The sequence below is a fragment of the Mesorhizobium sp. ESP7-2 genome (assembly GCF_020164715.1).
Classification (GTDB): Bacteria; Pseudomonadota; Alphaproteobacteria; order Rhizobiales; family Rhizobiaceae; genus Mesorhizobium.
In genome coordinates this window covers 67,033-89,039 of the sequence record NZ_JAIUGQ010000018.1, presented here as the reverse complement: position 1 = coordinate 89,039, position 22,007 = coordinate 67,033, and the positions used below count along the sequence as shown (strand labels likewise).

At 62.2% G+C, this 22,007-nt stretch carries 29 protein-coding genes; 19 read left to right on the top strand and 10 right to left on the bottom strand.

The features are described from left to right. Positions 1-46: 46 nt before the first annotated feature. Positions 47-199 carry a hypothetical protein gene (locus LB543_RS18495; protein ID WP_224615089.1) on the bottom strand — a complete coding sequence of 51 codons (153 nt, stop codon included), beginning with the start codon at positions 197-199 and terminating at the stop codon, positions 47-49. 88 nt (positions 200-287) lie between these two features. Here LB543_RS18495 and LB543_RS18490 point away from each other — a divergent pair, with 88 nt between their 5' ends. Further along, positions 288-683, top strand: coding sequence for a rhodanese-like domain-containing protein (locus LB543_RS18490; RefSeq protein ID WP_224615112.1), 396 nt, complete (start codon positions 288-290; stop codon positions 681-683). Between the two features lie 12 nt (positions 684-695). Here LB543_RS18490 and LB543_RS18485 read toward each other — a convergent pair whose 3' ends face one another. Beyond that, positions 696-1,607 (bottom strand): alpha/beta hydrolase, encoded by a 912-nt coding sequence (locus LB543_RS18485; protein WP_140812802.1) that lies wholly within the window; start codon positions 1,605-1,607, stop codon positions 696-698. 47 nt (positions 1,608-1,654) lie between these two features. Between LB543_RS18485 and LB543_RS18480 the strand changes: the two genes are divergently transcribed. Then, positions 1,655-2,107 carry a MarR family winged helix-turn-helix transcriptional regulator gene (locus LB543_RS18480; protein ID WP_224615088.1) on the top strand — a complete coding sequence of 151 codons (453 nt, stop codon included), beginning with the start codon at positions 1,655-1,657 and terminating at the stop codon, positions 2,105-2,107. Between the two features lie 16 nt (positions 2,108-2,123). On the opposite strand, the gene LB543_RS18475 is transcribed toward LB543_RS18480, so the two are convergent. Continuing rightward, on the bottom strand, positions 2,124-2,735 hold the full coding sequence (locus LB543_RS18475; protein ID WP_224615087.1) for a pyridoxamine 5'-phosphate oxidase family protein: 612 nt from the start codon (positions 2,733-2,735) through the stop codon (positions 2,124-2,126). A 63-nt stretch (positions 2,736-2,798) separates the two neighbouring features. Beyond that, positions 2,799-3,152 (bottom strand): gamma-butyrobetaine hydroxylase-like domain-containing protein, encoded by a 354-nt coding sequence (locus LB543_RS18470; RefSeq protein WP_140758703.1) that lies wholly within the window; start codon positions 3,150-3,152, stop codon positions 2,799-2,801. 191 nt (positions 3,153-3,343) lie between these two features. On the opposite strand from LB543_RS18470, the gene moaA reads away from it, so the two are divergent. The 12 genes from moaA (at position 3,344) to LB543_RS18410 (ending at position 12,579) form a co-directional block, all read left to right on the top strand. Beyond that, positions 3,344-4,339 carry a GTP 3',8-cyclase MoaA gene (gene moaA, locus LB543_RS18465; RefSeq protein WP_140758704.1) on the top strand — a complete coding sequence of 332 codons (996 nt, stop codon included), beginning with the start codon at positions 3,344-3,346 and terminating at the stop codon, positions 4,337-4,339. Positions 4,340-4,415: 76 nt separating this feature from the next. Then, a complete protein-coding gene (locus tag LB543_RS18460; RefSeq protein WP_224615086.1) occupies positions 4,416-4,868 on the top strand; it encodes a hypothetical protein in 453 nt (150 codons plus the stop codon). Positions 4,869-4,995: 127 nt separating this feature from the next. After that, positions 4,996-5,355 carry a hypothetical protein gene (locus tag LB543_RS18455; RefSeq protein WP_140758706.1) on the top strand — a complete coding sequence of 120 codons (360 nt, stop codon included), beginning with the start codon at positions 4,996-4,998 and terminating at the stop codon, positions 5,353-5,355. 179 nt (positions 5,356-5,534) lie between these two features. Further along, the gene (locus LB543_RS18450; protein WP_224615085.1) at positions 5,535-6,455 is read left to right on the top strand and encodes a DMT family transporter; all 921 of its coding nucleotides are present in this window, start codon (positions 5,535-5,537) and stop codon (positions 6,453-6,455) included. Positions 6,456-6,508: 53 nt separating this feature from the next. Continuing rightward, the gene (gene mobA, locus LB543_RS18445; protein WP_224615084.1) at positions 6,509-7,141 is read left to right on the top strand and encodes a molybdenum cofactor guanylyltransferase MobA; all 633 of its coding nucleotides are present in this window, start codon (positions 6,509-6,511) and stop codon (positions 7,139-7,141) included. After that, positions 7,138-7,647, top strand: coding sequence for a molybdopterin-guanine dinucleotide biosynthesis protein B (gene mobB / locus LB543_RS18440; protein ID WP_140758709.1), 510 nt, complete (start codon positions 7,138-7,140; stop codon positions 7,645-7,647). The genes mobA and mobB overlap by 4 nt, the downstream gene beginning before the upstream one ends. Before the next feature lie 157 nt (positions 7,648-7,804). Then, the gene (locus LB543_RS18435; protein ID WP_140758710.1) at positions 7,805-8,590 is read left to right on the top strand and encodes an ABC transporter substrate-binding protein; all 786 of its coding nucleotides are present in this window, start codon (positions 7,805-7,807) and stop codon (positions 8,588-8,590) included. A 78-nt stretch (positions 8,591-8,668) separates the two neighbouring features. Further along, complete coding sequence (locus LB543_RS18430) at positions 8,669-9,385, top strand: ABC transporter permease (RefSeq protein ID WP_127872456.1); 717 nt, start codon at positions 8,669-8,671, stop codon at positions 9,383-9,385. Further along, a complete protein-coding gene (locus LB543_RS18425) occupies positions 9,382-10,206 on the top strand; it encodes an ABC transporter permease (protein ID WP_140758711.1) in 825 nt (274 codons plus the stop codon). The genes LB543_RS18430 and LB543_RS18425 overlap by 4 nt, the downstream gene beginning before the upstream one ends. A gap of 125 nt (positions 10,207-10,331) precedes the next feature. Then, positions 10,332-11,201, top strand: coding sequence for an NAD(P)-dependent oxidoreductase (locus tag LB543_RS18420; protein ID WP_224615083.1), 870 nt, complete (start codon positions 10,332-10,334; stop codon positions 11,199-11,201). A gap of 6 nt (positions 11,202-11,207) precedes the next feature. Beyond that, positions 11,208-11,912, top strand: a complete 705-nt coding sequence (locus tag LB543_RS18415; RefSeq protein WP_224615082.1) for a DNA alkylation repair protein — start codon at positions 11,208-11,210, stop codon at positions 11,910-11,912. A 103-nt stretch (positions 11,913-12,015) separates the two neighbouring features. Next, positions 12,016-12,579, top strand: a complete 564-nt coding sequence (locus tag LB543_RS18410; RefSeq protein ID WP_140812795.1) for a DUF3299 domain-containing protein — start codon at positions 12,016-12,018, stop codon at positions 12,577-12,579. Between the two features lie 9 nt (positions 12,580-12,588). Here LB543_RS18410 and LB543_RS18405 read toward each other — a convergent pair whose 3' ends face one another. The 4 genes from LB543_RS18405 to LB543_RS18390 form a co-directional block, all read right to left on the bottom strand. Further along, positions 12,589-13,080, bottom strand: coding sequence for an Lrp/AsnC family transcriptional regulator (locus LB543_RS18405; RefSeq protein WP_015317849.1), 492 nt, complete (start codon positions 13,078-13,080; stop codon positions 12,589-12,591). A gap of 108 nt (positions 13,081-13,188) precedes the next feature. After that, positions 13,189-13,863, bottom strand: coding sequence for a uracil-DNA glycosylase family protein (locus LB543_RS18400; protein ID WP_140812794.1), 675 nt, complete (start codon positions 13,861-13,863; stop codon positions 13,189-13,191). Continuing rightward, on the bottom strand, positions 13,803-14,414 hold the full coding sequence (locus tag LB543_RS18395; RefSeq protein WP_140812793.1) for a glutathione S-transferase: 612 nt from the start codon (positions 14,412-14,414) through the stop codon (positions 13,803-13,805). The genes LB543_RS18400 and LB543_RS18395 overlap by 61 nt, the downstream gene beginning before the upstream one ends. A 33-nt stretch (positions 14,415-14,447) precedes the next feature. Beyond that, positions 14,448-15,071, bottom strand: coding sequence for a thermonuclease family protein (locus LB543_RS18390; protein ID WP_224615081.1), 624 nt, complete (start codon positions 15,069-15,071; stop codon positions 14,448-14,450). A 76-nt stretch (positions 15,072-15,147) separates the two neighbouring features. Between LB543_RS18390 and LB543_RS18385 the strand changes: the two genes are divergently transcribed. Beyond that, complete coding sequence (locus LB543_RS18385) at positions 15,148-16,668, top strand: sensor histidine kinase (protein WP_224590332.1); 1,521 nt, start codon at positions 15,148-15,150, stop codon at positions 16,666-16,668. A 52-nt stretch (positions 16,669-16,720) separates the two neighbouring features. Continuing rightward, positions 16,721-17,299: a GNAT family N-acetyltransferase gene (locus LB543_RS18380; protein WP_224615080.1), complete on the top strand. Its 579-nt coding sequence runs from the start codon at positions 16,721-16,723 to the stop codon at positions 17,297-17,299. Here the strand turns inward: LB543_RS18380 and LB543_RS18375 are convergent. Further along, positions 17,270-18,268 (bottom strand): nicotinate-nucleotide--dimethylbenzimidazole phosphoribosyltransferase, encoded by a 999-nt coding sequence (locus LB543_RS18375; protein WP_224615079.1) that lies wholly within the window; start codon positions 18,266-18,268, stop codon positions 17,270-17,272. The genes LB543_RS18380 and LB543_RS18375 overlap by 30 nt on opposite strands. Positions 18,269-18,466: 198 nt before the next feature. Here LB543_RS18375 and LB543_RS18370 point away from each other — a divergent pair, with 198 nt between their 5' ends. Beyond that, complete coding sequence (locus tag LB543_RS18370) at positions 18,467-18,697, top strand: DUF1289 domain-containing protein (RefSeq protein ID WP_224590329.1); 231 nt, start codon at positions 18,467-18,469, stop codon at positions 18,695-18,697. Positions 18,698-18,706: 9 nt separating this feature from the next. Beyond that, the gene (locus LB543_RS18365; protein ID WP_140812787.1) at positions 18,707-19,411 is read left to right on the top strand and encodes a TIGR02281 family clan AA aspartic protease; all 705 of its coding nucleotides are present in this window, start codon (positions 18,707-18,709) and stop codon (positions 19,409-19,411) included. A gap of 104 nt (positions 19,412-19,515) precedes the next feature. Here LB543_RS18365 and dusA read toward each other — a convergent pair whose 3' ends face one another. Continuing rightward, positions 19,516-20,514: a tRNA dihydrouridine(20/20a) synthase DusA gene (gene dusA, locus LB543_RS18360; RefSeq protein ID WP_224615078.1), complete on the bottom strand. Its 999-nt coding sequence runs from the start codon at positions 20,512-20,514 to the stop codon at positions 19,516-19,518. Positions 20,515-20,629: 115 nt separating this feature from the next. On the opposite strand from dusA, the gene LB543_RS18355 reads away from it, so the two are divergent. Further along, a complete protein-coding gene (locus LB543_RS18355; RefSeq protein ID WP_224615077.1) occupies positions 20,630-21,691 on the top strand; it encodes a site-specific integrase in 1,062 nt (353 codons plus the stop codon). The last annotated feature ends 316 nt before the right edge of the window (positions 21,692-22,007 follow it).

Below are 22,007 nucleotides of genomic sequence, written 5' to 3'. Positions count from 1 at the left end.
GCTGGAGCGGGGGCGTTTCCGCTCCAGCCCGGAGGACCCGTGGAAATCAGGCGTTTGCGCCGCCGTCGATGGTCAGCGCGGCTCCGGTGACGAAACGGCCCCTCCGGTCCGGAGAGCCAGGCAACCATGCGGCGATATCCTCCGTATTGCCGAATCGCGGGTCGACGGTGGCCGGGGCAATGACCGCCTGGAAGACCATGGCCGGCAGCGTCGACGCGTGACAAACACCGTTCGTTGTGCTCGAAATCCGCCTTGCCAGCAAAAAACCTGCGGCCGGGAGGGACGACGTGAAAAAGGGATATCGCGAGCTGCTGGATGAGGCCAATGCCGAGATCGAAGTGGTTTCGCCCGAGGAAGCGGCAGGACTGCTTGAAGATGAAGATACCATTTTCGTCGATCTGCGAGATCCTCGAGAGATCGAACGCGATGGCAGAATTCCCGGCGCCAAGCATGTCACTCGTGGCATGTTGGAGTTCTGGATCGATCCCGAAAGCCCCTACCACAAGTCCTTCTTCGCTTCCGGAAAAAGCTTCGTCTTCTTCTGTGCCGGCGGCTGGCGGTCGGCCTTGGCCACCAAGACGGCGCAAGACATGGGGCTTTCGCCGGTCAAGCACATTCTCGGCGGCTACACGGCCTGGAAGGCAGCGGGATTGCCCGTAGAGCCCGGGGAAAAGAAGAAATAGCCTGAATGCCGCTCAGTGGAGCAGCGACGGCCCGCGCTGCGTGGTCACGAAGCCGACGGCGCGCTCAACCACGCCCTTGTCGGCCAGAATGCGGCGATGGCCGAGCCCATCGGCCCAGTGCAGCCGCACATGGTCGCCGGCGCCGGCATAGCGCCTTGCATGTTCAGCCGGCACTTCCCGGTCGTCAGGGGCGTGGATGACCAGCGTTGGCACGGGCGCCTGGGCGAGCTGGCGGTCGCCGGTGAATTCATGCAGCGGCCGGCCGGAGAGATATTCGACGCGGTCGGCCATGGCGACCTGCGAGCGGGGGCCGACATTGAGCATGCGGCTGAAGTCGGCGAAGATTGCCGGCAGCGAGCTTGGCGCCGCGATCAGCACAAGACGTGCGGCCGCCAGCGGCGGGATGCCCTTGACGGAGCCGGCGATGGCATTGGCGGCAACGGCGCCGCCGAAGGAATGGCCCACGGCGGCCACGAACGGCCCGAACCATTGGCCCGCCACTCTTGCGGCTTCGACAGCGTTGACCATGTTCAGGTGCCTGCCCTGCGAATGACCATGACCGGGAAGATCGAGCGAGACGACCCTATGGCCGGCAGCGCGAAAACCTTCGATTAGCACGCGCATATATTCGGTACGTGAACGCCAGCCATGAATGACGAGAACGGCGCCGGCCGGCTCGCGGCCCGGTTCGGGGCGGAATTCATGCACCATGACGCAGCCGGTCGCGGTCTTCAGCCGGTGATGCCGCGCCTCGGCCATGAACTCCGCGGCGCGGTCGATGGCGCGGCGCTCGCCGTCGGTCAGCGTCCTGGTGCTTGGCGTACGGCAGAACAATTCGAAAGCCGCGCGCCCGGTGATGCGCGGCGCGACATGTTCGGCCGCACCGAACACACCTCGGATGACCTTCAGCCCGAATGATGCCATAGTCAGAATCCATCCATACGTTCAAGCATGAACATAATAGTTCAAAGATGAACAATAAACAAGAGCTACCCTGGGACAACCCGCGCTTTCGCAACTGGGTCGCGGTGGCGCGCGCCTGCCATGTGCTGGAGCGCACGCTGGCGGTGAAACTCGCGCCGCTCGACCTGAAGCCGGCGCAGCTCGACGTGCTGATGAACCTCTACCGCCATCCCGGCATGTCGCAGCACGACCTTGCCCGCAAGCTGCTCGTCGGCCGCTCCAACATCACCATGCTGTTGCCGCAGCTCGAGACGCGTGGCCTGCTGCGGCGCGAAGGCGATGACAAGGACAAGCGCATCTTGCGGCTTACGCTGACCGAAGCCGGCGAGGCGCTGCTGATGCAGGCGCTGAAAGTGCATATGGCGCTGATCGAGAAGGCGATGAGCCAGTCGACGCCGGAGCAATGCGACATGATCGGCGAGCAGATGCGCAAGATCTATGAGGTGCTGAACGAGGCGTGATCGCCCTTTCAGTCGATCACCACATCGACTTCTTCGCCCGCTCCGGCCATTCCCTGTCGTAGGTTTCGCCGTCGATATTCTTGCGGCTGGTGATTTCCAGGATCTTTCCGGGTGTCGGCAGCGACTTCGGGTCGACATGTCTGGCCGGGTTCCACAGTTCCGACCGCACGATCGCCCGGGCGCACTGGAAATAGACCGAATCGACATCGATCATCGTGACCGAACGCGCCGGCTTGCCGTCGACCATGAAGGACGCGCACAGCGCCGCCTCCGTGGTGATATGCGCCCGGCCGTTGATGCGCAGCGTCGTGCCGGAGCCCGGCACCAGGAACAGCAGGCCGACGCGCGGGTCGCGGATGATGTTCTTCAACGAATCGGCACGGTTGTTGCCGCGCCGGTCCGGCATCATCAGCGTTTTCGCATCGACGATACGCACGAAGCCCGCGAGATCGCCGCGCGGCGAACAGTCCAGCCCCTCCGGACCGCTGGTCGCTAGTGCGACGAAGGGCGAGGCTTCGATAAAGGCGGCGTATTCGGGGATGACATGGTCGAGTTCCTTGACCACGGAGGCTTCGCCGGGCAACCCGTAAAGGGCTTCGAGTTGTTCGACTGTGGTGATGACCGACATTTTCCGTCTCCCGATCCGCCGCGCCTACTCCCGATCGATGACGTTTTGACGACGCAACGGCGGCTAACGATCGCGGCTCAAGCCTTTCTCGGCGAGTTCCGCGAGATAGACGCTCCAGCGTGCGTCCTTCTCGTGGCCAAGCGTGTGCAGGTAATTCCAGGTGAAGATGCCGGTGTCATGGAAATCGTCGAATGTGATGCGCACGGCGTAATTGCCGACCGGCTCGATCTTCAGGATGGCCACATCGCGTTTGCCGGGGACCGTCACCCTCTGTTCCGGCGAATGGCCCTGTACTTCCGCGGAAGGCGACGCCACGCGCAGCAATTCCGCCGGCAGCTCGAACGGCTGATGGCCCGGAAACGTCACAGTGAGCAGCTTGCGGTCCCTGGAGACCCTCAGTTCTTTTGGCGCTGTCATGGTCGATCCTGTCTGAATGCCCTTCCCTACGCTGCTTCGCCCCGTACGCAAAGGCGTCGACGGTGTCCGACGCGCAATGTCGGTCGGGGAATGTTACCAAAGATCGAGGCTAGCTATCTTGAATGGCGGGCTGGATCGTATCACATAGCCGTATATAACGACGCAGCTAATGGCCACGGAAACGCTCGAACATGAACATGATCGACCCCTTCGGTCGCACGATCAGCTATCTCAGAGTGTCGGTTACCGACCGCTGCGATTTCCGCTGCACCTATTGCATGGCCGAGGATATGGCCTTCCTGCCCAAGAAGGACCTGCTTTCGCTGGAAGAACTCGACCGGCTCTGCACCGTCTTCATCGAAAAGGGTGTGAAACGGTTGCGCCTCACTGGCGGTGAGCCGCTGGTGCGCAAGAACATCATGCACTTGGTGCGCCAGCTTTCGCGTCACCTCGAAAGCGGCGCGCTGGAAGAACTGACGCTGACCACCAACGGCTCGCAGCTTTCGCGCTTCGCCGCCGAGCTCGCCGATTGCGGCGTCAAACGCATCAATGTTTCGCTCGATACGCTCGATGCCGACAAGTTCCACGCCGTCACCCGGTGGGGTCATCTCGACAAGGTCATGGCCGGCATCGACGCGGCGCAGGCGGCGGGACTGAAAGTCAAGCTCAATGCGGTGGCGTTGAAGGATTTCAACGACGCCGAACTGCCCGAGATGATGCGTTGGGCGCACGGCCGGGGCATGGACCTGACCGTCATCGAGACCATGCCGATGGGCGAGATCGACGCCGACCGCACCGACCAGTATCTGCCGCTGTCGTTGCTGCGCGCTTCGCTCGAGCGCCAGTTCACGCTGACCGACATCCCGTTCAAGACCGGCGGCCCGGCCCGCTATGTCCATGTCGCCGAGACCGATGGAAAACTCGGCTTCATCACGCCGATGACGCATAATTTCTGCGAAAGCTGCAACCGGGTCAGGCTGACCTGCACGGGCACGCTCTATATGTGCCTTGGCCAGGAGGATGCGGCCGATCTGCGCGCGCCGCTGCGCGCGTCCGAAGGCAACGAACTTGTCGCCGACGCAATAGACGAAGCCATCGGCCGCAAGCCGAAAGGCCATGACTTCATCATCGACCGCCGCACCAGTCGTCCGTCGGTGTCACGGCATATGAGTGTCACGGGCGGCTGACCTTCTCGTCTGTCTGTGCGAGAATTGTCCCGCAATCATCGGCTTCGGGGCTGACATGCGGTGGCTTTTTTCAATCGTGACATTTCTCGCCGTGGTCTCGGTGAGCGCCGCGTTTGCGGCGCAGTCCACCTACGTGAACGATCGCTTCGGCACCGTCTGCACCTTTCCCGACGATATTTTCACCGATCGCCAGCCCGAACCTGAAAATGGCGACGGCCAGGTGTGGCTGAGCGCGGACGGCGCCAGCCTGACATGCTCGGGCATGTTCAATGTCGATGACGACACGCCGAAGGGATTCATTGCCGGCGAAAAGGCGAGCAATGAGCCGGGCTACGAAATCACCTACAGCAAGGCCGGCAAGGACTGGGCGGTGTTGTCGGGTGTGAAGGATGGAAAGATCTTTTATGAGCGGCGCCTGTTTGGCAGGGATGGCGTCATCCGCACGGTCTGGGTCGATTATCCGCAGGCGCTGAAATCGAAATATGACCCGCTTGTCGGCGCCATCGCGGGCAGCCTCAAGGGGCCATGAGCCGCGAGCATTTTAGCCACACCGCAAACAAATCTTTGTCCGCGAATGTCCGTCAGATTTACTGATGATGGTTTCCCGCCTAGCCTCCCTTGCGTAGCGGTTCATCGCTTTCTCGGGGGATTACATCATGCGCAACCTTCTTCTTTCCTTCGCTTTGCTCGGCCTGGCTGCCCTGCCCGCGGCTGCCCAGTCGATCGGCGGCACCTACACCGTCGCCGGCACCAATTTCGACGGTTCGTCCTATGACGGCGAAGCCACCATCACGCTGACCAGCGGGACCACCTGCGCGATCCACTGGGAGACGGGCGGCTCATCGTCGGATGGCATCTGCATGCGTAACGACAACGCATTCTCCGCCGGCTACGCAATGGGCAAGGATATCGGCCTCGTCGTCTACAAGGTCGAGGATGACGGGTCGTTGCATGGTCTGTGGACCATCGCCGGCAAGGAAGGGAATGGCACCGAGGTGCTGACCCCCAAGAAGTAGTCGACGCCTCGTCTGCACCAATGTCGGGAGGCGACGCCGCCTTCCGACAGAATTCGTGCCTGATCCGGGATGATTTCGCGTCGGCGAAGATGGATATCCGGTCCTGGCCCAGCCCTTTGCCGTTGCTGTTTCATGGCGGGCTGTTACAGGCTTGCCTGCCAAAGCAACCGGTAGGTGTCTTGCCCCTTTCCCCAAATCTTCGCGGTGCGTTGTTCATGGTGGTAGCCATGGTTGGCTTCACGCTCAACGACGCCATTACCAAATACTCTTCCCAGTCGATGAACATGGCGCAGGTCATGCTGATCAGGGGGGCGTTCGCTTCGCTTTTTGTCGGGCTGCTGGCCTGGCAACGCGGCGCGCTTGTCCAGCCTCGCCTGATGCTGCAGCCGCTGGTGGCGATCCGTGTGCTGGGTGAAGCGGGCGCTACAGTGTCCTTCTTGGTCGCGCTCGCGCATTTGCCGATCGGCAGCGTTTCGGCTGTCTTGCAAGCGCTGCCGCTGGCGGTGACGATGGGCGCGGCGCTGTTTTTCGGCGAAGCGGTCGGCTGGCGGCGCTGGTTGGCGATCGCTATCGGCTTTGTCGGGGTTATGATCATCGTGCGGCCGGGTTTCGAGGGCTTCAGCGTCTATTCGCTGGTGGCGCTGGCATCCGTCGCGTGCTGCACGGTGCGGGACCTCGCCACCAAGCGCATTCCCAAGACCATCCCGACGATGCTGGTCTCGACCGCCACCGCGCTTGCCATGACCGTCGTCGGCGCCATTCTGTTGACGCCGATGGGTGGCTGGACGCCGATGACCGGCAAAAGCACGGCGCTGCTGGCGCTGGCTGCGGTGCTGGTGCTGATCGGCTACCAATTCATCATCATGGCGATGCGTTCGGGCGAGATCTCTTTCATCGCGCCGTTCCGCTACACGGCGCTCCTCTGGTCGATTCTGCTTGGCTTGATCGTCTTCGGCGACATCCCGGACATGCCGATGATCGCCGGCGCGACTATCGTCGTCGGCTCGGGCCTTTATGCGCTCTATCGCGAGCGGGTGGTCGGCCGACGAAGGATCGTCGCCGAAAGCACCGGGCCGTCCATGGCACCGGACGGACTCTAGCCGCCCTTGAAGTTGCTTGCGATTTCCCGCGGCTGGCGTACAGGCTGGATGGCATGAAGCGGGATATCGCGGGGATCATTCTGGCCGGTGGCCAGTCGAGACGGATGGGCGGTGGCGACAAAAGCCTGTTGCCGCTCGGCAGCGGCTGCGTGCTCGACCAGGTCCTGTCGCGGTTTGGCCGCCAGTTCGAGACCCTGGCGCTTAGCGCCAACGGCGACCCGGCACGGTTTGCCCGTTTCGGGCTGCCGGTGCTGGCCGATACCGTCGAAGGCTTTGCCGGACCACTTGCCGGAATCCTCACCGGCCTGGAATGGGCCGCTGCCGCCACCCCTTGCAAGGCGATCGTCACCGCTGCCGGCGACACGCCTTTCCTACCGCTTGATCTCGTCGATCGTCTGGCGGCGGCAGCCGGCGAACGCCCCGGTTCGATCGCCGTCGCTTTCTCGGCAGGCAGGTGGCACCAGACCTTCGCACTCTGGCCGACCGGATGCCGCGAAGCCTTGCGGCATTTCCTCGTCGATGAGGACAACAAGCGGGTTTCGGCCTTCATCGAGCGGCACGGTTACGTCGAGGTCGAATTCCCGCTCCTGCAGTCCGCCGGACAACCAATCGATCCTTTCTTCAACATCAATGTGCCGGACGATCTTGCCCATGCCGAACACCTGTTGCAGAGCATGACGCCATGAACAGACGCATCTTCGGCATCACCGGCTGGAAAAACTCCGGCAAGACCACACTGACGGAAAAGCTGGTCGCGGAGCTTGTGCGGCGCGGCTGGAAGGTCTCGACGGTCAAACATGCCCATCATGATTTCGACATCGACAAGCCGGGCGCCGACAGCTTCCGCCATCGGCAGGCCGGCGCAACCGAGGTTGCGATCGTATCGGGCAATCGCTGGGCGTTGATGCACGAGTTGCGCGGCGAGCAAGAGCCGCCGCTGGACGCCATCCTCTCGCGGCTCGCCCCGTGCGACATCGTGCTGGTCGAAGGCTACAAGCGCGAACCCCACCGCAAGATCGAAACGAGGCGGCTGGAAGCGAAGGACCGGACGCCGCTTTCAGCGGCTGATCCCAATATTGTCGCTGTCGCCGCGGATTTCGCCGTCACCGACGAGAGCCTGCCGGTGTTCGACCTCGACGACGCAGAATCCATAGCCGACTTCATCGAGCGCACGACCGGACTCGTTGCTTGAGCTGTAACGTAACGGCAGTATCCCATTGCCGATTTTGACGGTTTGCAGTTGCTTTTTTCTTGGAAAGAGTGGGAGTATCGGCCCAGCGGGCGGTCAAAAGCACCGCCCCACAGAGCCGTTTCGGAACGACGGCCGGGACCATAAAGAGAGGACTATCATGCGTATTGCACTGCGTATCGCGCTCGCCGCATCGGCTGCGCTGCTGACGCTCGGCGTAGCCCAAGCCCAGGAAAAGACCCTGAGGATCGGTACCGAAGGCGCCTACCCCCCATTCAACAACCTCACCGCCGATGGCCAGCTTGTCGGCTTCGACATCGACATCGCCAAGGCGCTTTGCGATGAAATGAAGGTCAAGTGCACCTTCGTCGCCCAGGACTGGGACGGCATCATTCCCGCACTTCAGGCCGGCAAGTTCGACGCGATCGTCGCCTCGATGTCGATCACGCCGGAGAGGAAGGAGAAGGTCGACTTCTCGCACAAATACTACAACACGCCGTCTGCAATCGCCGTGCCGAAGGATTCGCCGCTCAAGGGCGTGACCAAGGAAGACCTTGCCGGCAAGAGTATCGGTGTCGCCACCACGACCACCCATTTCAACTATGCCTCGAAGACCTATACCGACAGCACCGTCAAGGGCTATCCGAGCAGCCCCGAGGAACAGGCTGATCTCGCCAACGGCCGCCTCGATGCCATCGAGGACGATATCGTCGTGCTGCAGCAGTGGCTCGATTCGCCTGACGGCGCCTGCTGCAAGATCCTCGGTCAGCCCTCGCCGCAACCGGTCGAAATTTTTGGGCCTGGGGCCGGCATCGCCGTTCGAAAGGGCGAGACCGACCTGGTCAACAAGCTGAATTCCGCCATCGACGCGATCCGCGCCAACGGAAAATACAAGGAAATCAACGACAAGTACTTCAAGTTCGACGTCTACGGCGCCGAGTCCTGATAGTCTATTGCCAAGGCGGCAGGGGGATCCCCTGTCGCCTTATTCATCTCGGGAGAGCCGTGGGGATAAGACCAGTCAATGCCAGCCCAAAGCATATGGACACTGCTCAGTTGGGGACCGGAGGGCTGGAGTGACGATATTGCATATGGCGCGTTGGTCACCATCGCGCTTGCGCTTGCAACGCTGCCGATCGGCTTGACGATCGGCTTTTTCGTCGCCTGGGCCAAGCAGTCCGAAGAACCGTCGCTGCGGGTGGCCGCCAACATCTACACCACCGTGTTTCGCGGCCTGCCGGAACTGGTGACGCTGTTCCTGTTCTTCTTCGGCATGCCCATCCTGCTGCAATACGTCATCCGCCTCTTCAAGCCCGAGGCGACGATCGACGTCGACAGCTTCATCGCCGGCATGATCGTGCTGTCGCTGATCTTTTCTTCCTATGCCAGCGAGGTGTTTCTTTCCGCCTTTCGCGCCATTCCGAAGGGCCAGTATGAAGGCGGCTACGCGATCGGCCTGTCGACGTGGCTGACCATGCGCAAGGTAATCCTGCCTCAGCTGCTGCGCATCGCCTTTCCCGGCCTCGAGAATTGCTGGCTCAGCCTGCTCAAGGACACCGCCTTGGTCTCGGTCGTCAACCTCGCCGAAACCTTGCGCAACGCCGGCGTGGCCGCGCGTGTCACGAAACACGCCTTCCTGTTCTACAGCGTGGCCGCGCTGGTTTTCCTCGCTCTGGCGATCCTGTCATCGATCGCGACCGGGTTCATCTTGCGCTCGCTGGGGCGGAGAGAGGCACGATGAGCGTCAGCCAAGCTATTTCAGTTGACCGACCGCCACCGCAGGCTCGCGGCTGGCCGCGCACCCGTATCGTCGGTTACGCGCTCGTCGGCCTCTGGATTCTCTTCGGCCTCGGTATCCTCGCCTATCTCGTCTATGCCTGGAACGGCGAGTTCTTTGCCAGATATGCGCCTGCCTATCTGCAGGGACTCTGGACCACGCTGTCTCTCGTCGCGATTTCGATGGTTGCCGGTGCGATCTTTTCGCTGCCCGTCACCTATGGCCGCATGTCGAAGAACCGGTTCCTGTCCGGCCTTGCCTACTGCTACGTCTATTTCTTCCGCGGCACGCCACTGCTGGTCCAAGTCTACCTCGTCTACTATGGCCTGGGCTCTTTCCGGCTGCAGCTTGAATCCGTCGGGCTGTGGTGGTTCTTCCGCGAGGCCTTCAACTGCGGCGTCTTCGCCTTTGCGCTCAACACCGCCGCCTATCAGGCCGAGATCCTGCGCGGCGCCATCGAAAGCGTGCCCAGGGGCCAATGGGAAGGAGCCGCCTCGCTCGGCCTGCACAAGCTGCAGACGCTGCGCAAGGTTGTCCTGCCGCAGGCGTTCATCGTGGCTTTGCGCCCCTACGGCAACGAACTGGTTCTGATGATCAAGGCTTCGGCCATCGTCGCCATCATTACCGTCTACGACCTCATGGGCAACGCGAAGCTCGCCTACGCCAAATCCTTCGATTTCCAGGCCTATGTCTGGGTCGCCATCGTCTATCTGGTGATGGTCGAGATCCTGCGCCACGGCGTCGAATGGATCGAACGCCGGATCACCATCCATCTGCATCGCTGAGGCATCGCCGAACCGTTCCTGATCGGCCTGTGCCAGTCGATGCGGCGGTGCGCGCCTTGACGAATTCGTCGCATGGCCTAGAGCTTCCGCAGCTGAAATCTCTATTTCCGTCGGAAGGACAAGGCATGGCATCGGTGGCATTTCTCGGTCTTGGCGTCATGGGCTATCCCATGGCCGGACACCTGAAGAACAAGGGCGGCCACGACGTCACCGTCTACAACCGCACAAGCGCCAAAGCCGAACAATGGGTCGCTCAACATGGCGGCAACTTTGCCCCGACGCCGGCCCAGGCCGCCGAGGGCAAGGATTTCGTCTTTTCCTGTGTCGGCAACGACGACGATTTGCGCTCGGTGACGACAGGCCCGGACGGCGCCTTCAAATCGATGAAGAAGGGTTCGGTCTTCATCGACAACACCACGGCTTCGGCCGAAGTCGCGCGCGAACTGGCGCAAGCCGCGCAATCGGGCGGGTTCTCATTTCTCGACGCACCGGTCTCCGGTGGCCAGGCCGGCGCCGAGAACGGCGTGCTGACCGTCATGGTCGGTGGCGACGAGGCTGCGTTCGACAGGGCCAGGCCGGTCATCGACGCCTATGCCCGTATGGTCGGGCTGATGGGGTCGGCTGGTGCCGGCCAGCTCACCAAGATGATCAACCAGATCTGCATCGCCGGACTGGTGCAGGGACTGTCGGAAGGCATCCATTTCGGCAAGAAGGCCGGGCTCGACATCGAAAAGGTGATCGAGGTGATTTCCAAGGGTGCCGCCGGCTCCTGGCAGATGGAAAACCGGCACAAGACCATGAACGCCGGAAAATATGATTTCGGTTTCGCCGTCGACTGGATGCGCAAGGATCTCGGCATCTGCCTGGCGGAAGCCGACCGCAATGGCGCCAGATTGCCCGTGACCGCGCTTGTCGACCAGTTCTACAAGGACGTGCAGGCGATGGGCGGTAAACGCTGGGACACGTCCTCGTTGCTGGCCCGGCTGGAGAAGTAGGCGCCGATGTCCCTGCCCGCTCCGAATTGGACCGCGCAGGATATCGTCGCCCATCTGCGTTCGATCGGAACCATGGAAAACCGCACCGGCATGGCGCGGTTCGGCATCAACACCGCGACCGCGCTCGGCATCGGCAATGCGGATTTACGACCCTTGGCACGCAAGGTGAAGCGCAACCATGAGCGAGCCCTGGCGCTTTGGGACAGCGGCATTCGCGAGGCGCGGCTGATGGCGGCCTTCACCGGCGAGCCGAAAAAGATCGGCATCGAAGAGTGCCGCCGCTGGGCTGGCGATTTCGATTCCTGGGAGATCGTCGACACGGTCTCCGACCTGTTCGTGGACACGCCGTTCTGGCGCCAGCTGGTCGAAGAGTTTGCCGCCGACGAGCGCGAATTCGTCCGCCGCACTGCCTTCGCCATGCTGGCATGGGCAGCCGTGCATTTAAAAAAGGAACCGGACACGACTTTCCAGGGCTATCTGCCCTTGATCGAATCTCATTCCCGCGATGAACGCAATTTCGTCAGGAAAGCGGTCAACTGGGCGCTGCGGCAGATCGGCAAACGGTCGATGAGTTTGCATGGCCCTGCCCTTGCGCTGGCGAACAGACTTGCCAACTCCACCGACAAGACGGCACGCTGGATCGGCAAGGATGCGGTGAAAGAACTTTCGCATGCCAAAACGCACGAACGCCTCGTCGCCAGAAAAATCTGACAGGGCGAGGGGTGCTGCGGCCGGTTCTCGCCGACATGTGATGTGGCTCGAGCATTGACGCCACTGACAGCGGCGTCTCTACTTGTCCGCAAAGGACGCGGCCGTGAACCATTTCACTTCGATCCTGGCGCTCGCGGCCGCGCTTGCTCTCTCCACCGCAGGTGCTTCGGCCGAGACCACGCACATTTTCTGGAAGGACCTGCGTCCGGCAACCCAGGCAGTTGCCGAAGACGCCGGTCTGCCGATGATCGCGGCGAAACTGCCGGATCATGGCGAGACGCTGTCGGTTGCCCTGCAGGACAAAACGATACAATTAGCCGGCTACGCGTTGCCGGTCGATCGCGACGGCGATCTCGTCTATCAGTTCCTGCTGGTGCCGTGGACCGGTGCCTGCAGCCACATGCCGACGCCGCCTCCCAACCAGATCGTGCTGGTCACGCCTGCCCATCCCTACAAGATGTCGGAAGCCTACCAGCCGGTCGCCATTACCGGTGCCCTGAAGCCGGACATGGAGAAAAGCCAGCTGTTCATTCTCGACGGCGCCAGCGTCATCCAGTCCGGTTATACCGTGCGCAAGGCCGATGTCGTGGGCGTCGACACGGTTCCGGACTCCGTCATATTGCCGGTGAACTCGCCCTGGAGTTTCCTCAACAAGAAGAAGAATTGACCGGCGAGCTCAGGCCGCATTGGCGCCCGACTCTTTGTCCAGCAGCATGTAGTCGAGTGGGATTTCGGTCGTGTACTTGATCTGCTCCATGGCGAAGGACGACGACACGTCACGGATCTCGATCTTGGCGATCAGCCGTTTGTAGAAGGCGTCGTAGGCGGCGATGTCGGGCACCACGACGCGCAAGAGGTAATCGACGTCGCCGCTCATGCGGTAGAATTCGACCACCTCGGGAAATTCCTGGATGACCTCGGAGAACCGGCGCAGCCATTCATGGCTGTGCGAATTGGTGCGGATCGACACGAAGACGGTCACACGCACATTGACCTTTTCGTGGTCGAGAATGGCGACGCGCCGCTTGATGACGCCCTCCTCCTCCAGCTTCTGGATGCGCCGCCAGCACGGTGTGGTCGACAGGCCGACTTTCTTGGCAACGTCGGCGACCGCGAGCGTCGCGTCCTCCTGCAGAAGGCGGAGAATTTTTCGGTCAAGGCGGTCCATCGGAGGCTCCTGGTGGAATAGTTTCGCTATATTCCCTTTTATTTGGGCCGTTCACAAGAAAGAAATTCTGCGATCCGCGTCGAAAGCGAGTGATTTCTTGCTGAATGCCTAACCGAGGCGAGAGCGGATTTCCGACCGCAGGAAAGGCAGCAAATCCGTTTCAAACCATGGATTCTGCTTCAACCAGCCAGTGTTGCGCCAGGATGGATGTGGCAGTGGCAGCACTTTGGGGCCGACAGAATTCTCCCAGATGGCGCACCAGTTCATCACCGTTTCCGTGAGCGAGGCGCGGCGCGCCGCGCCCATGTGCCAGGTCTGCGCATAGATGCCGATCGTCAGCACCAGGTCGATCTGCGGCATCGACGCCATCAAGGGCGCGCGCCAGGCCGGGGCGCACTCACGCCTCGGCGGCAGGTCGCTGCCTTTGGCGTCTTGTCCGGGAAAGCAGAAGCCCATCGGCACGATGGCGAATTTCTCGATGTCGTAGAATTCGTCGCTGGTCACACCGAGCCAGTTGCGCAGGCGGTCGCCGGACGCATCCGTGAAGGGCATGCCCGACAGGTGCACCTTGGTTCCCGGGGCCTGGCTGGCGATCAGGATGCGGGCGCTGGAGGATGGTCGCAGCACCGGACGCGGCTCGTGGGGCAGCGGCTTGCCGATGGGATTGTCGACGCAGATGCGGCAAGCGCGGACCGTCTCGGCGAACCTGTCCAGTTCGACGCTCAAGCGGCGGCACTCGGCCGGCTGGAGACGGCGTGATGCCAACGCAGCACATTGGTGCATTCCTCCGGCACCTTGATGCGTGCCGGCTTCATGAAGTCGATCGCGATCATGCCGGTGATGTCGGCAATCGAATAGCTGTCGCCGGCGGCGAATTCGCGGCTGCCCAATTCGGCGTCCAGCAGCTTGAGAAAATCCAGCGCCTTCGGCTTGTTGGCCTCGCCCCATTCGGGAATCTGCGGGATTTCCCATTCTTTCATGGCCGGATGGATGTGACGGAAAGCCTGCGCGACGCTGTTGAGCAGGTTAAACTCCATCCGCCTCTGCCACATCTCGACCTGCGCCTTGCCAAGCGCGCCGCGCCCGAACAATGCCGGCTCGGGATAAAGCTCCTCGAAATAGCGGCAGATGGCGACGGATTCGGTGAGGATGGTGCCATCATCGAGTTCGAGAACCGGCAGGCGCTGCAGCGGGTTGCGCGAACTGACCGACTGCTGCTTGTGTTCCAGCGCGCCCATGTCGACGGGCACCAACGGAACCGTGATCCCCTTCTCTGCGAGGAAAACGCGAACCCGCCGCGGATTGGGCGCACGACCGCCGTCGAACAGCTTCATTTCGATCCTCCTTTTCCTTCGGCCGGAAACGCTTCACCAGAAGCGAAATATCTCGCGCGCCGCGTCGCCGATCGACGCCAGCGTGCCATGTTTTCGCTCCACGACATCGCCGTGGTGGCTGTCGCGCCAGTCCTGCGGCTGGTCGAACGTACCCGCCCAGATGCCAACCCTTGCCGCGCGCGCGGTCACTTCCTCGCCTTCGAAGTCGCCATAGGCGACGGCCCAGCCGGCCTCGACCTGGGCGCGGTTGAGGTCGGTGCCGCCGGCCTTGCAGTCGCCAAGCAACCGGCCATAGCGATCGCGCTGCCAGCCGCTGCAGGTGACCGGCCTGCCGGCGATCAGGCGCACCAGTGACTGCCGCGCCAGCGTGCCACAGGCATAATCGGCGCCGTTCTTGCGGCAGGTCTGGGTGTATTCCGGAGCGTCGATGCCGCGCATGCGGATGCGCTCGGTGCCGAGCGTGATCGAATCGCCATCATTGATGAAGGCGCTACCTTGCGTCTTGCGTGTCTCCACCCGATCGAGACGCGCCGCAAGCAGGATCAGCAGCCCCAGGATGATGGCGGCCAGCCCGTAGTCCAGTAGCTTGCGCCACAGGCTTCTCGGGCGCGGTGCAGCGTACCGCGGGCGCGACCTCGGCGACCAGGAACGGCTCATATGGCAAACGGTTGGTTAATCATTCGAACGTAGCTTAACACCTTGAAATCGCTGCGCGCATAAATTGAAGCTTTTGATGCCCTTGCAACGCTCGAACACAGCGGACAAGTTCATTGTGGACCGCAGGAAACGGCATCGCAACACCGATGTCGCGCGCGCGGTGCGCAAGACGCGCGACCGTCTTTCGCAGCAGGCGGGCAATCCCGATTTCGACCGCGAGCTGCTGAAGCTCCACGCCCAGGCCATGACAAGCGGCGCCGTGATCATCCCGCTGCTCGTCCTGGCGATCGCCGTGGCCGGCCGTCTGGCCGGTGTCGGCAATGAGATCGGGCTCTGGGCGTTGTTTACGCTCACCTGCTATACAATAGTCGCTTTCATGGCGCGGCGCATCGAGCGTACTGAAGCTTCCGAGCTCAACCCCTTGCAAACGCGAAGGGAATTCCTGGTAGGCCATTTTCTGTGCGGTCTCGGTTGGGCCTGGTTCGTCTGGCTGGGCTGCGACACATGTCAGGTCGACCAGTTCCAGGTGGTCAAAGCCGTGGTCCTCCTGGTCGCCATGGCGGCGACCGCAGTCATGGCATCGTCGCTGAGCGGCGCCCTGCTGGCCACTTTTGCTATCCCCGTGGCGCTCTTTGCCTACACGGGGGTGAGCTTATGGATGCCGGTCGAGGCGGTCATGGCGGGGCTGCTGGTCGTCTCCCTGCCTTTCTTTGCCTATGTGGCGCGCAACCTCAACCGTTCGTCGGTGATGATGCTGTCGTTCCGCTCCGAACGGGACGCGCTGGTGGTGGAGCTTGAGACGGCGAAATCGATGTCGGACGAGGCGCGGCGGCGAGCCGAGGACGCCAACCTGGCAAAATCGCGTTTCCTCGCTTCGATGAGCCATGAATTGCGCACGCCGCTCAACGCCATTCTCGGCTTTTCCGAGGTGATGGCGAACGAGGTGCTGGGGCCGATGAGCAATCCCACCTATCGCGACTACGCCCATGACGTGCATGATTCCGGCCAGCACCTGCTCGACCTGATCAACGAAATCCTCGACCTGTCGCGCATCGAGGCAGGCCGATACCAGCTCAACGAGGAGCCGGTGATGTTGCTCAACATCGTCGAGGATTGCTGCCACATGATGGAGCTGAAAGCACGCAACAAGGATATCCGCGTCGTTCAGGATTTCGAACAGACATTGCCGCGGCTGTTCGCCGACGAGCGCGCCGTGCGCCAGATCGCGCTCAACCTTCTGTCCAACGCCATCAAGTTCACCGCCACCGGCGGCGAAATCCGCGTCCGGGTCGGCTGGACGGCGGGCGGCGGCCAGTACATTTCGATCAAGGACAACGGCCCCGGCATTCCCGAGGACGAGATTCCGGTCGTGCTTTCAGCCTTCGGCCAGGGTTCGATCGCCATCAAGAGCGCCGAGCAAGGCACCGGGCTTGGCCTGCCGATCGTGCAAGGGCTGCTCGCCATGCATGGCGGTGAGTTCGAGCTTCATTCCAAGCTGCGCGAGGGCACCGAGGCGATCGCCATCTTCCCGCTGAGCAGGGTGATGGAAGAACTGCCGGCGCTGCCGACCGCTGCGGTGGCCGCGCGGCGGCGGTAACGCCGCTGCAAACGTACGTCGACACGGACTGGAAGAAGGTACGCAGACCGCAATGACGGCGGAGTGGGATGCCAGCGGCCTCGAAATCAAATCGGAGCGGCTTCGCCTGAAGCTGTTTACGGCCGACGATGCAGCGGACGTCTTTGCCGCGATCACTCCCGCGATAACCCGTTTCATGCAGTGGGAACCACCTCGATCACCAACGGCTTTTGAAGAGATATGGCGATCCTGGCTTGCGCCGATCCTTGACGGATCGGATTTGCATTTCGTCGTGCGTTCGTTGACGGACGGTCGCTGTCTCGGGCTTGTCGGCCTCCACGCGGCCAGGACTGCCTGTCCCGAGAACGGAATTTGCCTAAGGGAGGACGTACATGGAAACGGCATCGGCCGTGAGGCCGTTGCCGCCATGGCGGCATGGGCGTCCGAGGAATTCAATCCGGATTTGCTTCGAGTATCCAGTCGCAGAAGAAAACGTGGCGAGCAGAAGGATCGCGGAAGGCCTTGGTGGATCAATAGTCGAGACACGCTCGAATTCGAAATATACCTCGGTCGTCTACCGCATTCCCAATATCCGGCGTTGACGCGCGAGGACCGGGAGATTCTAGCCCCGCACAGCCGCCGCCATGCCTGAACTGGTCAATGCCGCGGCCTTGACCAGTCCGGCTGCCAGGGCTGCTCCCGCACCTTCGCCGTGGCCGATGCCCAGGTCGAGCAGCGGACGCAACCCGAGATGCTCGGCGGCCCTTGCATGCGCGGGCTCGGGCGACAGGCTGGCGAGAAGACAATGGTCCAACACTGCGGAATTCGCCGCATGCAGCACCGCCGCGGCCGCCGTTGCCGCGAAGCCATCGAGCAGTACCGGTATCTGCTGCATCCGCGCGGCAAGGATTGCACCGGCTATCGCCGCGAACTCGCGGCCGCCGACCCGGCGCAGCACCTCTAGCGGGTCTTCGAGATGGTGGCCGTGAAGCGCCAGCGCCGCATCGACCATTTCCGCCTTGCGGACCTGCATCGCCGCATCGGCGCCGGATCCCGGGCCAACCCAGTCGGCACCCCTGCCCCCGAACAGCGCGGCGAACAGCGCGGCGGCCACGGTGGAGTTGCCGACGCCGAGATCGCCGAGGCAAAGCAGGTCGGTGCCGCCGGCTATCGCCTCCATGCCGAAGGCCATGGTGGCGGCGCAACCGCGCTCATCGAGCGCGGCTTCCTCGGTGATGTCGCCGGTCGGGATGTGCAGGGCAAGATCGAACACCTTCAGACCGAGGTCGTTGGCAATGCAGATCTGGTTGATCGCCGCACCGCCGGCGGCGCAAAGCTCGACCGCGTTGGCGGTCGCCGCCACGGGCCTCGGCGAAATGCCGTGCCTGACAACGCCATGGTTGCCGGCAAAGACAGCCATCAAGGGCCTGGTCACGGCAGGCGGAGCGCGACCGCTCCATGCCGCGAGCCACGCGGCGATGTCCTCGACGCGACCAAGCGAATTCTCCGGCTTGTCGGCCTTGGCGAACAGCGTGCGCACGCGTGCCTCGGCTTTGAGGTCGGCAGCCGGCAAATTGTCCAGCAGGTTGCGGAAATCGTCGAAAGGCAGTGCACTGGTCATGTCGCGAACAATCGTTCCTGGATCAGAGGAGCGGCATAGCTGCCTTGCGCGATCGGCACAACCTCCTCGATCGTCTGTCCTGATTTGCCGCAAAGGCGGCCATGGAAGGCGCTATCGCGAGGGCTTGCATTGGCTTTGCCGTTGCACCATGTGGAGGTGGAAGAGCGGATTCCGGACCGGGTCCCTCGAGAGAAAGTCATGACGGCCATCGAATCTCCCTGCATCCTGGTCTGTTCGATCGATATGAAAACCGGATTCTGCTTCGGTTGCGGCCGCACGCGCGAGGAGATCGGCGCCTGGATGGGGATGACGCCGGAGATACGCCGCAGCGTGATGGCCGAACTGCCGGCCCGGCTGGAAACCGTCGAGCGCCGGCCGCGCCGGGAAACGCGCCGCACCCGCATGGCGCGCGAACGCGACGCACCCTAGCGAGGACGGATGAGCAGCCGGCTATTCTGGACTGTGATGGCGGTGATCGGTGTGGGGGCAGCGCTTCTCATGCTCAACGATTCCGCCGGCAGCACGCTCGGTGTCGAGAATTACGATTTTGGCCGGTTGATCTGGCTTGGGGCTTTCGGTGCCCTTATCGGCGCCGGCTTGCTGCGGTCGGCTCCGCTAGGAGTGGTGGCCCGCAACCTCGGCACCTGGGCTGCCATCGTGCTCGCGCTGATCGCCGGTTATCAATATCGCTACGAACTGCAGGACGTCGCCAGCCGGGTGACCGCAGGGCTCGTTCCCGGCAGCCCGCTGGCGCTCGGCGTCGAAGACGGCCACGCCACCGTGACCCTCGACAAGGCCGACAACGGTCACTTCGAGGCGCGCATCCTGGTCAATGGCAATCCGGTGCGGGCCGTTGTCGACACCGGCGCGACCAGCACGGTCCTGACTTCGGAAGACGCGCAAGCTGCCGGCTTCAATCCGGCGGCGCTCAACTACACAATACCGGTTTCGACAGCCAACGGCATCGCGCGCGCCGCTGCGGTCAAGACCGACGAGGTGGCGATCGGCGGCATCGTGCGCAAGGATATGCCGGTGATGATCGCCGCTCCCGGCATGCTGAGCCAAAGCCTGCTCGGCATGAACTTCATCGGTTCGCTGTCGGGCTTCGACGTGCGCGGCGACCGTATGATCCTCAGGGACTAATGCATGTCGCCCGGAAGTGTCCTCGGTTCCGGGATAACGACATGCATAAAATCAGAAGCTTACAGCAGGCAGGCGAATCCTATTCGCCGCGACATGTTGTAAGGTCAGGCCGCTTCGGCGGCCGCTCCACCGAATTCGACAGCCGCGAAAGCCTTCTTCAGCACGTCAGGCCCGGCTCCGGGCCGGGTCGCGTCGGTGGATAGTATCTGGCGGTAGCGGCGCGCGCCGGACAGTCCGTGAAACAGCCCGACCATATGACGGGTGACATGGCCGAGCCGCCCGCCCTGTTCGATGTGGCGCCCCGCGTAGTCCGCCATCGCATCGATCAGCGCCCCGAAATCGAACGCTTCCGGCCGCGCTCCGTAGAAGGCGGCGTCAACACCAGCCAGAATGCCGGGTGTGTGATAGGCGGCACGGCCGAGCATGGCGCCGTCGATCTGATCGAGATGCGCCCGCGCCTCTTCAAGCGACTGAATACCGCCATTGATGCCGATGAATTTGTTCGGTTTTCCAGCCTTCAGCCGATAGACCCTGTTATAGTCGAGCGGCGGGATGTCGCGGTTTTCCTTGGGGCTCAGACCTTCCAGCCATGCCTTGCGTGCATGCACCCACAAGGCATCGGCGCCGGCATCGAAAACCCCATTCGCCAGCGCATCGAGCGCCGGCTCCGGATCCTGTTCGTCGACCCCGATCCGGCATTTGACCGTGACCGGCACCGTCACCGCCGCTTTCATCGCGGTGACGCAATCGGCGACAAGGTCGGGCACTTTCATCAGGCAGGCGCCGAATGTGCCGGACTGGACGCGGTCGGACGGGCAGCCGACATTGAGATTGATCTCGTCATAACCGAAAGCCTGGCCAATCCGCGCCGCTTCGGCAAGTTTTTCGGGATCCGAGCCGCCAAGTTGCAGGGCGACGGGATGTTCCACCTCATCGAAGCCAAGCAGCCGCTCGCGCGCGCCATGGATGACCGCGTCGGCAACAACCATTTCGGTGTAAAGCAGCGCATGTGCCGTCAGCCGGCGATGGAAGAACCGGCAATGCCGGTCCGTCCAGTCCATCATAGGGGCCAAAGCCAGTCTATGCTCTTGATATTTCAGCATTTTTTCTTTAACATCAAATTCTTAGCTCCTGGCGAGCCAACCCGAATTTACGCCAGAATACGACCCTTTTCGCCACGTTTCGATCTCTCAGTGCACACGGAGCGCACACGAAAAAATGGCCACCTACACAAAACTCTCATCCGGTTCCTGGCGCGTGCAGGTTCGTCGCAAAGGTCGCTACGTCAGCGAAACTTTCCTGCGCCGAGACGACGCCCGGCGATGGGCGACCGACACCGAGCGCCAAGTCGACCGCGGCGAGACGCCGACCAAGTCCCGTACAGCACGCCTGAAGACCTTCGGCGAACTCATCGACCTTCATATCGACGACATGTGCGATGTAGGCAAGTCCCCTCGCCGCTCCAAGGCCGCTGCCCTCGATATGCTCCAAAGACATCTGGGGAAGTGCAACATCGCGGCTCTCGATCGCGAACGGCTCATTCGTTTTGGTCGCGACCGGGCCGCCCAGGGTGCCGGACCGATGACTCTCGGCATCGACATCGGCTTTGTGAAACCTATCCTGTCTCATGCAGCCGCTGTTCACGGTTTACCTGTCAAGGTCGAGCCGGTTGATCTGGCGCGTATCGCCCTGAAGAGGCTTGGCCTCGTTGGGAAAGGCCAGCAGCGCGATAGACGACCGACACAGGAAGAACTTGACAAGCTAATTGATCATTTCGACGCAAACCCTCGCCAAATTGTACCGATTAGCCAGATCATTCGGTTCGCCGTCGCAACCGCGATGCGCCAGGAAGAAATTTGCAAGGTGCGTTGGTCCGATTTGCAATCTCGCACGCGGATGCTTCTCATCCGCGACAGGAAAGACCCTCGGAACAAGAACGGCAACAATCAGCGCATACCGCTGTTCGCAGCCACTGGCTATGATGCGTGGGCTATTGTTGAAGAGCGGCGGACACAGCGCAGCAATGACGATGATCGAATTTTCCCATTTAATCATAAGTCAGTAGGCACCGCCTTCCGTCGAGGGTGCGCAGAGCTGAACATCCACGACCTTCATTTTCATGACTTGCGTCACGAAGGCACGAGCCGTCTTTTCGAGGCCGGATTCACAATTGAACAGGTAGCTCTGGTAACGGGGCACAAGGACTGGAAAATGCTAAAACGGTACACGCACCTTAAGCCCGAGGCTCTGCACGCAGTGCTGGCGAATCGTGCTGCCTAGCGCGATGATCGCCACCGTGTTCGATTGATTTCAGTGGTGAGCCAAAACTTAGAACCAGACTACAAATCTGGGATAGGACTTCGAATCCCTTTAGTCGCGCCATCCCTTCCAACTGATCTCCCGCGCCCGGGCTTTTTTGCGCAAGGGCTATGCACACACAGGCGTTCTGGCGATCACAGTCCCATCCAGTTGATGCGCTCCTGGTCCTCCTTAGCCACGGCCACCGTTGTTCCTTTCGCGTGCCGCAGGTTCTCTCGCCCGTCAAGGTCATGCTCTGTCCAGGCCCTAGCGCGCTTGCATGGCACCGGCGAGCATC